The 13242-nt window shown below is 73.4% G+C and carries 15 protein-coding genes; 8 read left to right on the forward strand and 7 right to left on the reverse strand.

What is annotated here, in order from left to right; all coding sequences use genetic code 11:
* The coding region (locus tag CTKZ_RS21445; protein WP_160142847.1) for a hypothetical protein at nucleotides 1–1038 on the forward strand (1038 nt) is incomplete at its 5' end.
* A 62-nt stretch (nucleotides 1039–1100) separates the two neighbouring features.
* On the opposite strand, the gene CTKZ_RS06720 is transcribed toward CTKZ_RS21445, so the two are convergent.
* Both CTKZ_RS06720 and CTKZ_RS06725 read right to left on the reverse strand, forming a co-directional pair.
* On the reverse strand, nucleotides 1101–1421 hold the full coding sequence (locus tag CTKZ_RS06720; RefSeq protein ID WP_124342230.1) for a type II toxin-antitoxin system PemK/MazF family toxin: 321 nt from the start codon (nucleotides 1419–1421) through the stop codon (nucleotides 1101–1103).
* Nucleotides 1418–1618, reverse strand: a complete 201-nt coding sequence (locus CTKZ_RS06725) for a hypothetical protein (protein WP_124342231.1) — start codon at nucleotides 1616–1618, stop codon at nucleotides 1418–1420. The genes CTKZ_RS06720 and CTKZ_RS06725 overlap by 4 nt, the downstream gene beginning before the upstream one ends.
* An 85-nt stretch (nucleotides 1619–1703) precedes the next feature.
* On the opposite strand from CTKZ_RS06725, the gene fdhD reads away from it, so the two are divergent.
* The 4 genes from fdhD (at nucleotide 1704) to CTKZ_RS06745 (ending at nucleotide 6051) form a co-directional block, all read left to right on the forward strand.
* On the forward strand, nucleotides 1704–2615 hold the full coding sequence (gene fdhD, locus CTKZ_RS06730; protein ID WP_124342232.1) for a formate dehydrogenase accessory sulfurtransferase FdhD: 912 nt from the start codon (nucleotides 1704–1706) through the stop codon (nucleotides 2613–2615).
* A complete protein-coding gene (locus CTKZ_RS06735; protein WP_124342233.1) occupies nucleotides 2612–4915 on the forward strand; it encodes an FdhF/YdeP family oxidoreductase in 2304 nt (767 codons plus the stop codon). The genes fdhD and CTKZ_RS06735 overlap by 4 nt, the downstream gene beginning before the upstream one ends.
* Nucleotides 4916–4996: 81 nt before the next feature.
* Entirely contained in the window at nucleotides 4997–5497 is a 501-nt protein-coding gene (locus CTKZ_RS06740; protein ID WP_124342234.1) for a helix-turn-helix domain-containing protein, read from the forward strand.
* Nucleotides 5494–6051, forward strand: coding sequence for a DUF6036 family nucleotidyltransferase (locus CTKZ_RS06745; protein WP_124342235.1), 558 nt, complete (start codon nucleotides 5494–5496; stop codon nucleotides 6049–6051). The genes CTKZ_RS06740 and CTKZ_RS06745 overlap by 4 nt, the downstream gene beginning before the upstream one ends.
* Nucleotides 6052–6073: 22 nt before the next feature.
* Here CTKZ_RS06745 and nirD read toward each other — a convergent pair whose 3' ends face one another.
* The gene (nirD, locus tag CTKZ_RS06750; RefSeq protein WP_124342236.1) at nucleotides 6074–6430 is read right to left on the reverse strand and encodes a nitrite reductase small subunit NirD; all 357 of its coding nucleotides are present in this window, start codon (nucleotides 6428–6430) and stop codon (nucleotides 6074–6076) included.
* The gene (gene nirB, locus CTKZ_RS06755; protein ID WP_124342237.1) at nucleotides 6427–9018 is read right to left on the reverse strand and encodes a nitrite reductase large subunit NirB; all 2592 of its coding nucleotides are present in this window, start codon (nucleotides 9016–9018) and stop codon (nucleotides 6427–6429) included. Before nirB ends, nirD begins: the two co-directional genes overlap by 4 nt.
* A gap of 211 nt (nucleotides 9019–9229) precedes the next feature.
* Here nirB and CTKZ_RS06760 point away from each other — a divergent pair, with 211 nt between their 5' ends.
* Nucleotides 9230–9556, forward strand: a complete 327-nt coding sequence (locus CTKZ_RS06760) for a putative quinol monooxygenase (RefSeq protein WP_124342238.1) — start codon at nucleotides 9230–9232, stop codon at nucleotides 9554–9556.
* Here CTKZ_RS06760 and CTKZ_RS06765 read toward each other — a convergent pair.
* On the reverse strand, nucleotides 9553–9801 hold the full coding sequence (locus CTKZ_RS06765) for a hypothetical protein (RefSeq protein ID WP_124342239.1): 249 nt from the start codon (nucleotides 9799–9801) through the stop codon (nucleotides 9553–9555). The genes CTKZ_RS06760 and CTKZ_RS06765 overlap by 4 nt on opposite strands.
* 127 nt (nucleotides 9802–9928) lie before the next feature.
* Between CTKZ_RS06765 and CTKZ_RS06770 the strand changes: the two genes are divergently transcribed.
* Nucleotides 9929–10597: a class II aldolase/adducin family protein gene (locus CTKZ_RS06770; protein WP_124342240.1), complete on the forward strand. Its 669-nt coding sequence runs from the start codon at nucleotides 9929–9931 to the stop codon at nucleotides 10595–10597.
* Nucleotides 10598–10614: 17 nt separating this feature from the next.
* Here the strand turns inward: CTKZ_RS06770 and CTKZ_RS06775 are convergent, their stop codons facing one another.
* Nucleotides 10615–11328, reverse strand: a complete 714-nt coding sequence (locus tag CTKZ_RS06775) for a GTP pyrophosphokinase (RefSeq protein WP_124342243.1) — start codon at nucleotides 11326–11328, stop codon at nucleotides 10615–10617.
* Nucleotides 11329–11486: 158 nt separating this feature from the next.
* Complete coding sequence (locus CTKZ_RS06780) at nucleotides 11487–12512, reverse strand: SMP-30/gluconolactonase/LRE family protein (protein ID WP_124342241.1); 1026 nt, start codon at nucleotides 12510–12512, stop codon at nucleotides 11487–11489.
* A gap of 165 nt (nucleotides 12513–12677) precedes the next feature.
* Here CTKZ_RS06780 and CTKZ_RS06785 point away from each other — a divergent pair, with 165 nt between their 5' ends.
* The gene (locus CTKZ_RS06785; protein WP_124342242.1) at nucleotides 12678–13136 is read left to right on the forward strand and encodes a GatB/YqeY domain-containing protein; all 459 of its coding nucleotides are present in this window, start codon (nucleotides 12678–12680) and stop codon (nucleotides 13134–13136) included.
* Nucleotides 13137–13242 lie beyond the last annotated feature (106 nt).

Here is a 13242-nt window from a genome sequence, read left to right on the forward strand (position 1 = left end):
CACGAGGTGCTGCTCCAGGTCGAGGCGCGCCGCGCGCACGTGCTCGCCGGGACGGGTCAGCCGGACCGCGCGGAGGCGCTCGCGCTCGCGGTCGCCGCGGCCGCGCGCGAGGTCGAGCGCCCGGACCTCGCGATCGAGCAGAGCACGCTCGCGGCGCAGCTCATGGCGTCGCGCGGCCGCGAGCTCGAGGCCGTCGAGGTCGCCGAGGCCGCGCTCGGGCTCGTCTACCCCGACGCCGCTGTGTCGCGGCAGCACCGCGCGCTGCGCCGCCACCTGCGCGCCCAGCTGCTCGACCTCACGTCACGCCTGTCCGCCGCGCTCGGCGAGCAGGACCGCGCCGTCGCGCTCGCCCGCGAGGCCGTCGACCTCGCGAGCGGCCCCGCCGAGCCCGGCGCCGAACCCGACCCCGGTGCGGCCGCGGTCGTCGCGCGCCTCGCTGGGCTCGTGGAGGACGACGACGCCGTCGAGGCCACCCGCCTCTACGCGCACGCGCTCGACCTCGCCGAGCGCGCCGGTCAGGACGCGTTCGCGCAGGTCGTGCGGCGCGAGCGGGTCGCGGCGCGGTTCGACGCCGACGGGGTCGACGCCGCGCTGCGGGACGTCGACGACGCCGCCCGGTCCAACGCGGCGGCCCACGCCCGCACGCTCGCCGACCCCGACGCGGCGGCGGCCTGGCAGGGCTGGGACTTCGCGTGGGAGGACGTCGTGCTCGCGGGCATGCGCAGCCGGGTGCTCGCGTCGGCGGGGCTCGTCGACGACGCGCTCGCGGCCGTCGAGGGGCTGCCCGCGCGGTGGGACGAGGTCGGCGGGCGGGTCGAGGCGATCGACGCCGAGATCCTGCGCGGCCGGCTGCTGCTGCACACTCCCCGCCCGGACGACGGCGTCGCCGCGCTCGAGTCCGCCGCGCTGCGCGCCCGCGCCGCCGGGGAGACGTCGCTCGTGCACTCGGCCGCCGGCACCGCGGCGAGCTGGCTCGACGAGTCCGGCCGTCCCGCGGAGGCGCAGGCGCTGTGGGACCGCCTGGTCGCGGACGTCTGACGACGTCGGGGCGAGGCCCGCGGGCTGCAGGGAGCGCCGTGCCCGCGGCGTGGGCGCGAACGTCAGTCGAGGCCGAGATAGCGGCTGACGGTGTGCTCCAGCTCGGCGAGCTCGTCAGGTCCGAGATGGTCGACGGGGTCTCCGTGGATGTGGTCGACGTCGACCGCCCGCAGCTGGTCGACGAGCAGCACGGTCGTCTGACCGGCGAGCTCGAGCTGCGGACGGAAGCGAGCTGGCTGCGCCCGAGTGCTGGTCGGGACCACGACGACGACCGACCAGGCCACACCTGTGGCGGGCGCGAGCACGACGCCGTAGCGGCGACCGCCCTGCTCGTGACCGCGCGCCGCACCGAGGTCGACGCGGTACACCGCGCCGCGGATCACCAGGCGTCGGGTTCGGTCGTCAGGTCCTCGTCGGCCAGGCGCTCCATGTCGTCACGGGCACCCTGCCACCACATCTCGCGGTCGAGGAGGGCGAGGCCGCGCTTGATCGCGTCGCTGGTCGAGGTGCCGTGCTCTGCGGCCCGCGCGAGCACGTCGAGCTCGGCGGGGCCGGGCCGGAAGCCGATCGTCTTGCTCATGCTTCGATGTTACACATCTGTGCAACAGAGGTTCGCGGGAACGAGATCGTGGAGGCAGCCCGCTCGGCGGCGCGATGATGGGGTGATGTCGAGGATCGCGGTCCGCACCCGGGTCACCCGGATCACCGTCGACGGCCCGCCGCGGCACGTCGAGGACCTGCTCGCCGCCGAGGAGCCGCTCGAGATCCGCGTCGGCGGTCGGTCGCTCGTCGTCACGATGCGCACGCCCGGCCACGACGTCGAGCTCGCGCAGGGGTTCCTGGTGTCGGAGGGCGTCGTCTCGCGTCGGGAGCACGTCGCCGCGGCCCGGTACTGCGCGGGTGCGACCGTCGACGGCGAGAACACGTACAACGTCCTCGACGTGACGCTCGGCCACGGCGTGTCCGCACCGGACGCCGGTCTGGAGCGTGCGTTCGTCAGCACGTCGGCGTGCGGGCTGTGCGGGAAGTCGAGCATCGACGCCGTCCGGACGCACTCGTGCTGGACCGTCGACGGCGACGACCTCGTCGTCCCGCCCGCGCTGCTCGCGACGTTCCCCGACCGGCTCCGCGAGCAGCAGGACGTGTTCGCGAAGACGGGCGGCCTGCACGCCGCAGCTCTGTTCGACGGGCGCACCGGCGAGCTGCTCGTGCTGCGCGAGGACGTCGGGCGGCACAACGCGGTCGACAAGGTCGTCGGCTGGGCGCTGGCCGCGGGCCGGCTGCCGCTGCGCGGGACCGTCCTCATGGTGTCGGGGCGCGCGTCGTTCGAGCTCACGCAGAAGGCGTGGATGGCGGGCATCCCGTTCCTCGCGGCGGTGTCGGCGCCGTCGTCGCTCGCCGTGGACCTCGCGCGGTCGGCGGGGATGACGCTCGTCGGGTTCCTGCGCGGGCCGTCGATGGTCGCCTACGCGGGTGCGGAGCGGGTGGTCGCGCCGTCGAGCGTCGCCCCGCCGTCGTCGGCCGACGCCCTCCCCGCCCCCGTCCGGCCGCAGCCCGTCGAGGCGGCCGCCCGATGACGCGTCGACCGCCCCTCGTCGACGCGGCCGCCGCGCCCTCGACGGAGGTGCACGCGCCCGCGTCGTGGGCCGTGGGCCTGCCGTCGGTGTCGAACGCGATGTCGTACGCGGTCGGGGAGATGGGCGCGGCCCGCGCCCTGCGGCTGCTCACGAAGCTCAACCAGAAGGACGGCTTCGACTGCATGAGCTGCGCGTGGCCGGACCCGGACCACCGCGGCATGGCGGAGTTCTGCGAGAACGGCGCACGCGCGGTGAGCTGGGAGGCGACGCAGCTGACCGTACCGACGTCGTTCTGGGCGGAGCACTCGCTGACGGACCTGGCCGACCGCTCGGAGTACTGGCTGGGGTCGCAGGGGCGGCTCGTCGAGCCTGTCCACAAGCCGGCCGGCAGCGACCACTATGTGCCCGTGACGTGGGAGGACGCGTTCCGGATCGTCGCGGACCGGCTGCGCGGGCTCGACTCGCCGGACCAGGCGGCGTTCTACACGAGCGGCCGCGCCGCGAACGAGACGGCGTTCGTCTACCAGCTCTTCGTCCGGGCGTTCGGCACCAACAACCTGCCCGACTGCTCGAACATGTGCCACGAGTCCACGGGCTCGGCGTTGGGCGCGACGATCGGGATCGGCAAGTCGACGGTCACGTACGCCGACTTCGCGCAGGCCGACCTCATCGTCGTCATGGGACAGAACCCGGGCACGAACCACCCGCGCATGCTCACCGCGCTCGAGGACGCCAAGCGGCACGGCGCGACGGTCGTGGCGGTCAACCCGCTGCCCGAGGCGTCGCTCAAGCGGTTCCGGAACCCGCAGACGGTTCGCGGGGCCGTCGGCCGCGGCACCGACATCGCCGACCAGTTCCTGCAGATCCGCAGCGGCGGCGACATGGCGCTGCTCCAGTGGGTCTCGAAGCGCGTGCTGGAGGCGGAGGACCGCGCGCCCGGCACGGTGCTCGACCACGCGTTCCTCGACGCCCACACGCTGGGCCTCGACGACCTCCGCCGGCACCTCGCGGACCTCGACGAGCAGGAGGTCCTGACGGCCACGGGCCTCACGGTCGCGGAGATGGACGAGCTCGCCGACCGCTACCTCGCGGCGAACCGCGTCATCGTCACGTGGGCGATGGGCCTGACGCAGCACCGCAAGGGCGTCGACACCATCAAGGAGATCGTCAACCTCCTGCTGCTGCGCGGGAACATCGGGAAGCCGGGTGCGGGTGCGTCGCCGATCCGCGGGCACAGCAACGTGCAGGGCGACCGGACGATGGGCATCTGGGAGCGACCGCCGGACGCGTTCCTCGACGCGCTGGCCGCCGAGTTCGCGTTCGAGCCGCCCCGGCGCCACGGGCTGGACTCGGTCGCGTGCGTCGAGGCGATGCAGCGCGGCGACGTGAAGGTCTGGTTCTCGCTCGGCGGCAACTTCGTCGGCGCGATCTCCGACACGCGCGCGGCCGAGGCGGCCGTGCGCGGCACCGACCTGACCGTCCAGGTGTCGACCAAGCTCAACCGCTCACACGTCGTCACGGGTGCGGAGGCGCTCATCCTCCCGACGCTCGGCCGCACCGACCTCGACCTGCAGGAGACCGGCCCGCAGTTCGTCTCCGTCGAGGACTCGGTGTGCGCGGTCCACGCGACGCACGGCCCGCTCCCGCCGGTGTCGCCGCTGCTGCTCTCGGAGATCTCGATCGTCACGCGCCTCGCCCGGGCCGTGCTGGGCGACGACGGTCCCGTCGACTGGGCGGGCTTCGAGCGCGACTACGACACGATCCGCGACTCCATCGCGCGCGTCGTGCCGGGCTTCGACGACTTCAACGCCCGCATCCGCCACAAGGACGGGTTCGTCCTCCCGCACGGGCCGCGCGACTCGCGCACGTTCCCGACGCCAAGCGGCAAGGCGCACATCACCGTCAACGACCTCGTGCCCGTCGAGTGCCCGCCGGGCCGGCTGATCCTCCAGACCGTCCGCGCGCACGACCAGTTCAACACCACGATGTACGGCCTCGACGACCGATACCGCGGCATCCGTCGGGGGCGTGACGTCGTGCTGGTGAACCCGGATGACCTCGACGACCTGGGCCTGGCCGACGGCGACCGTGTCGACGTGCACAGCGAGTGGCCCGGCGAGCCCGACCGCGTCCTGCCGAACCTTCGCGTGGTCGCCTACCCGACATCCCGTGGCTGCGCGGCGGCGTACTTCCCCGAGGCGAACGTCCTGGTCCCGCTCGCGAGCACCGCGCTCGACAGCAACACCCCCGTCTCGAAGGCGATCGTCGTCCGCCTGGAGCGCCGGGCGACCGACCGCTGACCGCGCAGGCGTAGACACCAAAAACGCAAGCGCCGCGTTCATGCGTTGTGTTTCTGGTGTTTGTGGCTCTAGCGTTGGTCCATGCGTACGGCGTCGGATGCCTCCTGGGGTGAGGTGGATGAGCTCCTCACGACCGGAGAGGTCGCTCGTCTGCTGGGCGCGTCGCGGCAGCACGTCGTGAACCTGACCGAGCGCGGCGACCTGCCGTACGAGATGTCGGGCGCCCACCGACGAGTGCGCCGGTCCGACGTGGACAGGCTGCGGTACTCGACCCAGCGACTGTCCGCCGACCAGCGCCGGTCGCTCTACCTGGCATTCGCGACCGCCGGGAAGCTCGTCCTTCATCCTGAGCTCGTCGAGCTCGCCAGGGAGAACCTCGCGCACATGCGGACCAGGCACACACGCGGCCGCCCGGCGCAGTGGTTGGCGCAGTGGCAGCAGCTCCTGGACGGCCCCTTCGACGACCTCCTGCTGGCGCTCACGTCGCCGTCGCAGCGCTCGCGCGAGCTCCGGCAGAACTCGCCGTTCGCTGGTGTCCTGACCGAGGACGAACGCCTCGCCGCTCTGGACGCAGCCCGATGATGCGCTCCGACCTCGCGCACATCCTCCGAGCCGCGTCCACGATCACGAGCACGCCCGACATCGTCATCGTCGGGTCGCAGTCGATCCTGGGGTCGTTCGACGAGGACGACCTGCCGGACGAAGCGGTCGGCTCGATCGAGGCCGACGTCGCGTTCCTCGGCGTGGACGCCGCCAAGAAGGCTCTGGCCGTCGACGGTGCCATCGGCGAGGACTCGGGCTTCCACCAGATGTACGGGTACTACGCCCAAGGGGTCGAGATCGACGGCCTCATCGTGCTGCCTGTCGGGTGGCAGGACCGGTTGGTGCGAGGGGAGTCGCTGTCGTCGGCACCAGGACGTGCACTGTGCCTCGAACGGCACGACCTGGCCGTGTCCAAGCTCGCTGCGTTCCGCGAGAAGGACCTGGACTTCGTGCACGCGCTGCTCCGCGCCGGGCTCCTGGACCCGCCGGTCGTGCTGGAACGCCTGGACCTCGCCGATGTCCCGGGACCGCACGCGCGTCGGCTCCGGGCGTGGGTCGAGGCGGTCACCGCGCGACTTCAGGCGAGCGGGTGATCACCGCAACTGTCAGCCCTGGTCATCGCGGCGCGACGACCACCCTGCCCTCGCGGACGTCGACCGCCCAGGTCGTCAGGTCAGGCGTCACGTCCTTCGGCGTCTTGCCGCCGGTGTCCAGGCACTCGCCGGTGCGCAGGTCCCAGACCTGCTTGTGCATGGGCGAGGTGACGGTCGGGGTGTCGCCGACCGACCCGACGATGCCGCGCGCGACGACGTTGGCCCCCGCGAAGGGGTCGCGGTTCTGCACGGCGAGGACGGTGTCGTCAGCGAGCCGGAACAGCGCGACCTGCACGCCGTCGACGAGGGCGGCGGCCCCGCGCTCGGGGACGAGGGCGTCGAGCGCGCAGACGTCGGTGCTGAGAGCGGTGGCGGTCACCGGGTCACCTCCAGGGTGAGCGTGCGCGCGACGCGCGGGTCGTGGTGCGCGACCTCGCCGGGCTCGGCGGGGCGGACCTGCCCGCGCAGCGGCGTGTACGCCAGGTCGGGGTCGTGCGCGTCGGGGGCGTTGACGAACGCGGTGAAGCGGTCGAGCTTGTCGGGGTCCTCCAGCGCGGCGGCCCACTCGTCGCGGTAGTCGTCGACGTGCGCGGCGACGTCGGCCTCGAGGTCGGCGGCGATGCCCTCGCTGTCGTCGACGACGACGGCCCGCAGCGCCTCGATGCCGCCGGGGTACTCGGCGACGAACGGCGCGGTCCGCTGGAGCCGGTCACCGCGGCGGACGTAGAGCGCGAGGAAGCGGTCGATCACAGCGACGAGCGCGTCGTCGGTGAGGTCCTCCGCGAGCAGGTCGGCGTGCCGCGGGTTGGCCCCGCCGTTGCCGCCGACGTAGACGTTCCAGCCGCCCGCCGTCGCGATGACGCCGACGTCCTTGCCGCGTGCCTCGGCGCACTCGCGCGCGCACCCGGAGACGCCGACCTTGAACTTGTGGGGCGTCCGCAGCCCGCGGTAGCGGTTCTCCAGCAGGATGCCCATGCCGACGGAGTCGCGGACGCCGAACCGGCACCAGGCCGACCCGACGCAGGACTTCACGGCGCGCAGCGACTTGCCGTACGCCTGCCCGGACTCGAACCCGGCGTCGATGAGCCGCTGCCAGATCGCCGGGAGCTGGTCGATACGGGCCCCGAACATGCCGATCCGCTGCGCGCCCGTGATGCGCGTGTAGAGGCCGAACTCCGCCGCCACCGACCCGAGGGCCACGAGCTTCTCCGGCGTGATCTCTCCGCCCGGCACCCGCGGGATGACCGAGTAGGTGCCGTCCTTCTGCAGGTTCGCCATGACGTGGTCGTTGGTGTCCTGGAGCCCGGCGTGCTCGCGCTCCAGCACGTGCCCGGCGCGCAGCGACGACAGGATCGACGCGACGACGGGCTTGCAGACGGCGCAGCCGCGGCCGGTGCCGTGCGCGGCGACGATCTCGGAGAACGTGCGCGCCTCGCCGGCCGCGACGAGCGCGTACAGGTCCGCGCGGGGCATCGCGAAGTGCTCGCACATGGCCCGCGACACCTCGATGCCCGACGCCTCGAGCTGCGCGTTGACGATCTTCGTGACGACGGGGACGCACGAGCCGCAGACCGTGCCGGCCTTGGTGCACGCCTTGACCTCGCCGACCGTCGTGCAGCCGTGCTCGGTGACGGCCTCGCGCACCGTCCCGGCGGTGACGTTGGTGCACGAGCAGACGACGACGTCGTCGGGCAGGTCGGCGCCGGTGTCGGGCGCGCCGCCCTCGGGTGCGAGGAACGCGGACGGGTCGGCGCCGAGCGGGCGGCCCAGCATGGGACGCAGCTGCGGGTAGAGGGCCGCGTCGCCGACGAAGACACCACCGAGCAGCGTGCGCGCGTCGTCGGACACGACGAGCTTGCGGTAGGTCTTCGCGACGGGGTCGGTGAAGGTGACCTCGAGCGCGCCCGGTGTCAGGGCCAGCACGTCGCCGAACGAGGCGGCGTCGATCCCGACGCCCTTGAGCTTCGTGCCCTCGGGAGCAGGCGTGTACAGCCGCGGCCCGCCGAGCAGCCGGTCGACGACCACGTCGGCCATCGCGTTGCCCGGCGCGACGAGGCCGGTGCACTCGCCCTCGAACGACGCGCACTCGCCGATCGCCCAGATCGCCGGGTCGGACGTGCGGCACGACGCGCCGACGACGACACCGCCGCGCTCGCCGATCGCCAGGCCGGACTCGCGCGCGAGCCGGTCGCGCGGCCGCACACCGGTCGAGAAGACGACGACGTCGGCGGGGATCTCGTCGTCGCCCGACAGCCGCATGGTCGCGACGGCACCGTCGTCCGCCGCCGCGAGACCCGTGCAGCCGGTCGTGGTGCGGACGTCGATGCCGAGCCCGTCGACGAGCACCCGCAGCGCCTCGCCGCCGCCCGCGTCGAGCTGGACGTTCATCAGGTGGTCCGCGAACTCGACGACGGTCGCGCTCGCGCCGAGGTGCTGCAGCGCCGCCGCAGCCTCCAGACCGAGGACGCCGCCGCCGACGACCGCGCCGCGCAGCGGCCGCCCGAGCACCGCGGACCGGTCGGCGACCCAGTCGCGCAGCTCGTCGAGGTCGGTCAGCGTCCGGTAGCGGAACACGCCCGGCAGGTCCGTTCCCTCGGTGCGCGGCGTCCACGCCCACGACCCGGTCGCGAGGACGAGCTGGTCGTAGGGCAGCACCACGCCGGAGCGGGTCGTCACGGTCTGCGCGTCGCGGTCGAGCTTGTCGACGGCGTCGCCCGTGATGAGCGACGCGCGCGGGTCCTCCCACACGCCGGGCTCGAGCGCGAGGTCGGCTGGCGTGCGGTCCGCCGTGATCAGCTCGGACAGGTGGACCCGGTCGTACGGGGCCCACGGCTCGTCGCCGACGACGGTGACGTGCCAGCCGTCGCCGGGAGCGCGGTCGAGCAGGCCGGCGACGAGGCGGTGGGCGACCATGCCGGCGCCGACGACGACGACCCGGCCGAGTGCGGGCGGAGGAGAGGTGCGCATCGGAGTGGACTCCTGTGGGGACGAACGGTGCTGCGACCAGCATCCGTGCACGTCCGAGGCTCGCGACGGGCCCTTGGACCCACACAACCTCACAGGGTCCGGCGCCCCTCTGAGAGAAGATGCCGGACGTGACGGGCGGATGGCTCGCTCGGCGTGCGGCGCCGGTCGGAGGTCCCGATCCGCCTCGGAGCGCTCGCGGCACGATGTCGACGTGTTCACGCTCTACCTGCACGGCCGCCTCCGGACGACGCGCGCCGACCTCGAGGCGTTCCTGGCGCGCGCCCGCCCTGTGTACGAGGAGCCGGGCGGCATCCGGACGCGGCTGCAGTGGTCGCTCGACGACCCCGCGGTGTTCGTCGAGATCATGGAGTACGCCGACCGCGCCACCTACGACGCCGATCAGCTCCGCGTCGAGCAGGACCCGGCGATGCGCGCGCTCCTCACCGAGTGGCGCACCCACCTCGACGGCGCGCCCCGCGTCGTCGCGTACGTCGAGGCCGACCTGGGTAGGGGCTCGGCCGGCGGTCCTGCGTCCTAGTCGCCGCCCCCGCCACCGTCCGAGCCGCCTCCGTCGAAGCCTCCCGACCACCCGTCGTCGCCGCCCCCGGCATGGACGGACGAGCGGTGCGAGTCCTGGCCGGACCGGCGCGTCCTGCCGTCGCGTCGCGGGATGAGCGAGATCAGGATCGCGACGACGACGAACACCACGACGAGCGCGACGGCGCCCGGTGGGAACCCGGGGTCGGGTGAGGCGGCAGCGGCAGCGGCCGCGATGGTGAGCACGCGGTGTTTCTAGCGCACCGGCGCCTGCCGCGCGCGGGTTCAGGACATTCGTCCTGCAGACGGGTGACGCCGGACTGGGAAAGTCGGCTTGAAAGGTTTCAAGACGACGCGCGAAGGCGAGACGACGATGACCCGCACGGGAACGCGGTCCAGGGCCGACCAGGCGCTGCGCGAGGAGATCCTCTACTACTGCCGCGAGTCGGTCCGGACGGGCCTCAACTTCAACACCCAGGGCAACATCAGCGTCCGCGTGCACGGCGACGACGGCTTCGAGGGCGTCGTCATCACGCCGTCCGACGTCCGCTACGACGCCATGCGCCCCGACGACATGCTCGTCGTCGACCTGGACGGCACCGTGGTCGAGGGCGACCTGCTCCCGTCCACCGAGCTGCCCGTCCACCTCGCGCACTACCGGCGCCGACCCGACGTGCAGGCGATCGTGCACACCGAGTCGACGTTCGTGAACGTCCTCGGGACGCTCGGCCGGACGATCGACCCCGTCCTGCTCAACATGGTCCTGTACGCCAAGGGACCCGTGCCGGTCATGCCGTTCGAGTTCTCGACGTGCGCCGCGTTCGGGGAGCGCAGCGCGGCTCTCATGGGCGACGACGTCGACGCCGTCGTCTGGGCGAACCACGGGCTGCTCGCTGTCGGCGTCTCCCTGAAGCTCGCGTTCAAGGTCGCCGTCGCGGTCGAGGAGAACGCCGAGGTCCTCTTCCACGCGAGCCGCGTCGGCACCCCGCACGTGCTGGCCTACGACGCCATCGCGCTCCCGGAGGGCGCGCGCCTCCCCTGATGCCGCGCAGCCGGACCTCAGCCGTCGAGGTGCTGGCGGTCCGCCTCCGCGGCCTCGGCCGTGCGCCAGAAGCCGCGCAGGATCGCCTCCTCCGGCCCGAGCGGGTCGGTGTCGGCGCGGCCGTCGTCGTCGGCCGTCAGGGCCTTCACCTCGTCGTGGATCCGCTCCATCGACGCGTCGAGCGACGCGGCGACGTCGGCCGCCAGGCGCAGGGAGTCCGTGAGGTGCTGCGGGACCTGCCGGTGGTACTTGTAGAAGATCTTGTGCTCGAGGCTCGCCCAGAAGTCCATCGCGATGGTGCGCAGCTGGACCTCGACGATGACGTCCTCGACGCGGTCGGACAGGAACACCGGCACCTGCAGGATCAGGTGCAGCGACTGGTAGCCGTTGGGCTTCGGGTGCGCGATGTAGTCGCGCTCCTCGAGCAGCGTGAGGTCCGCCTGGCCGACGAGCATGTCGCGCACCCGGTAGATGTCGGACACGAACGAGCAGGTCACGCGCACGCCCGCGACGTCGAACATCTGCTCGCGGATCGCGTCGGGCGTGAGCGGGATGCCCTTGCGACGGCACTTCGCGAGGATCGACTCGAACGACTTCAGCCGGGAACCGACGTGCTCGACGGGGTTGTAGTCGCGCATGTGCTTGAAGTCCTCGCGCAGGATCGAGAGCTTCGTCATGACCTCGTCGATCCCGAACTTGTACGTGAGCACGAGGCGCCGCAGGTCCGTCATGAGCGCGCGGATCTCGGCGGGGTCGGGCACGGGGTGGTCGGGGCCGAAGGAGGCTGTCTCGGTCACCCGTCCACGGTACGTCGCGGCCCCGGGCCCTTCCGGGCCGGAGGTCCGGGGTGCCGGGGTGCCGGTCACCGACGCCTCCGACGCGGCCGGCGCTACGGCGCGGGCACCCGCGAGACCGTGAACGGACCCGGTGCCTCACCCGCGGCCCGCTCGCCGAACTGGCTGTTCACGACCAGGAGCGACCGCCCGACGAGCGCCGCGGTCGTGGGGTCGTCGAACGACGGGTCGGTCGTGCGGCTGACGACCGTCCCGGACCGCAGCGACCGGTCGAGGTCGACGCGCACAACGTACCCGACGTCACCCTGCCGCTCGACGGCCCAGAGCGTGCGGTGCTTCAGCACGAGGCCGTCGCCGGCCACCGTCGCGCCGCCGAGGTCGATCGCCGCCACGGTGCGGTCCCGCAGCCCGACGGCGAAGAGCGTCGCGGTGTTCGACTGCGCGAGCACGGCCGTCCGACCGTCGCCGGAGATCGCGATGCCGTTGACGTTGAACCCGGCCTGGTACTGCAGCGCGGTCCCGGTGAAGTCGAGGAACACCGGAAGGGTGCGCTCGGCGGGCGTGGCGCGCAGGTCGCGCGCGTCGATGCGGTAGAGGGACGGCCGCTGCGAGTCGGTCGCGTACACGTCGCCGCGGGGGCTGATCGCGACGTCGTTGACGAACGTCGGCGCACCGGTCGGCGCGACGAGCCACGAGCCGACGAGCGCGCGCGTCCTGACGTCGTACGCGAGGACGCGACCGGTGGCCCCGCCCGCGACGACCAGCGTCCACCCGTCCGTCTTCATGCCGACCGCCGACGTGCGCCCGTCGGCGCCACCGGTCAGGAACGGCGTGGCCGTCGGGTCGTCGAGGTCGCCGCGGTAGACGGTGCCGTCGGTCGTGCTGCCCACGTAGAAGTCGTCGCCGTGCACCGCGACGCCCTCGGGGTAGACGTCGTCGGCCGCGGGGCCGACGGGGTCGAGCAGGTAGCTCGTCGGCCGGTCGTGCCCGTGCCCGCCGCCGGGCCCGTGACCACCGCCGTGACCGCCGCCGTGCGCGATCGCGGCGGCCGGGGCGGCGACGACCAGCGCCGCGGCGAGGAGCCCTGCGGCGAGACGTCGGGTGCTGCGTCGGACGGTCATGGCGGTCCCCCTCGTCGACGTGTTCGACGGCGACCGTGCGCGGTGGGCGCGGCGTGCGTCGTCGCGCGCGGAGCCTTCGCGAGGGTAGGTCGGCGCGCCCGCACCCGCATCCCGGAGCGGTGAATCGGATCGCCGCGCCCGGCCGTCGCAGAGGAGGATGGCCGCATGAGCACCCCGACCCTCGACCGTCTGACCTCCGACCTCACGACCGCCATGAAGGCGCGGGACTCGTTCCGCACCGGCACGCTCCGCCAGCTCGTCGCCGCGGTGCGCGCCGAGGCCAAGGCGGGCCCCGTCGAGAAGGACCTCACCGAGGACGACGTGCTGCGCGTGCTGGCCCGCGAGGTGAAGAAGCGCCGGGAGAGCGCGGAGATCTACACGACCGCGGGCGCCGACGAGCGGGCCGCGAACGAGTCGGCCGAGGCCGACGTCGTCGAGGAGTACCTGCCGCAGCAGCTGTCGGACGACGAGCTCGCCGCGCTCGTGCAGGACGTCGTCGCCGCCACCGGCGCGAGCAGCCTGCGCGACATGGGTGCCGTCATGAAGGAGGCGACGGCCCGCGCCGGGCTCAGCGCCGACGGCAAGAAGCTGTCCGCCCTGGTCCGCGCGGCGCTCGCGGGCTGACCCGGGCCGACCCTGGCTGACGCGGTCCGACGCCCGCCGCAGCCCGTCGGCGCCCCCTGCAGACGACGAGGCCCGGCCGTGGAGGGGTTCCCCTCCGGGCCGGGCC

The organism is Cellulomonas algicola, from assembly GCF_003851725.1.
In the GTDB taxonomy this organism is placed as follows: Bacteria; Actinomycetota; Actinomycetes; order Actinomycetales; family Cellulomonadaceae; genus Cellulomonas; species Cellulomonas algicola.

Excerpts from the sequence above, each read along its gene's own strand:
- CTKZ_RS06775 (WP_124342243.1), bottom strand. The coding sequence starts at position 11,328 with ATGACGGACCTGCGGCGCCTCGTGCTCACGTACAAGTTCGGGATCGAC.
- CTKZ_RS06785 (WP_124342242.1), top strand. The coding sequence starts at position 12,678 with ATGAGCACCCCGACCCTCGACCGTCTGACCTCCGACCTCACGACCGCC.
- CTKZ_RS06740 (WP_124342234.1), top strand. The coding sequence starts at position 4,997 with ATGCGTACGGCGTCGGATGCCTCCTGGGGTGAGGTGGATGAGCTCCTC.
- nirB (WP_124342237.1), bottom strand. The coding sequence starts at position 9,018 with ATGCGCACCTCTCCTCCGCCCGCACTCGGCCGGGTCGTCGTCGTCGGC.
- CTKZ_RS06770 (WP_124342240.1), top strand. The coding sequence starts at position 9,929 with ATGACCCGCACGGGAACGCGGTCCAGGGCCGACCAGGCGCTGCGCGAG.
- fdhD (WP_124342232.1), top strand. The coding sequence starts at position 1,704 with ATGTCGAGGATCGCGGTCCGCACCCGGGTCACCCGGATCACCGTCGAC.
- CTKZ_RS06725 (WP_124342231.1), bottom strand. The coding sequence starts at position 1,618 with ATGAGCAAGACGATCGGCTTCCGGCCCGGCCCCGCCGAGCTCGACGTG.
- CTKZ_RS06735 (WP_124342233.1), top strand. The coding sequence starts at position 2,612 with ATGACGCGTCGACCGCCCCTCGTCGACGCGGCCGCCGCGCCCTCGACG.
- CTKZ_RS06780 (WP_124342241.1), bottom strand. The coding sequence starts at position 12,512 with ATGACCGTCCGACGCAGCACCCGACGTCTCGCCGCAGGGCTCCTCGCC.
- CTKZ_RS06745 (WP_124342235.1), top strand. The coding sequence starts at position 5,494 with ATGATGCGCTCCGACCTCGCGCACATCCTCCGAGCCGCGTCCACGATC.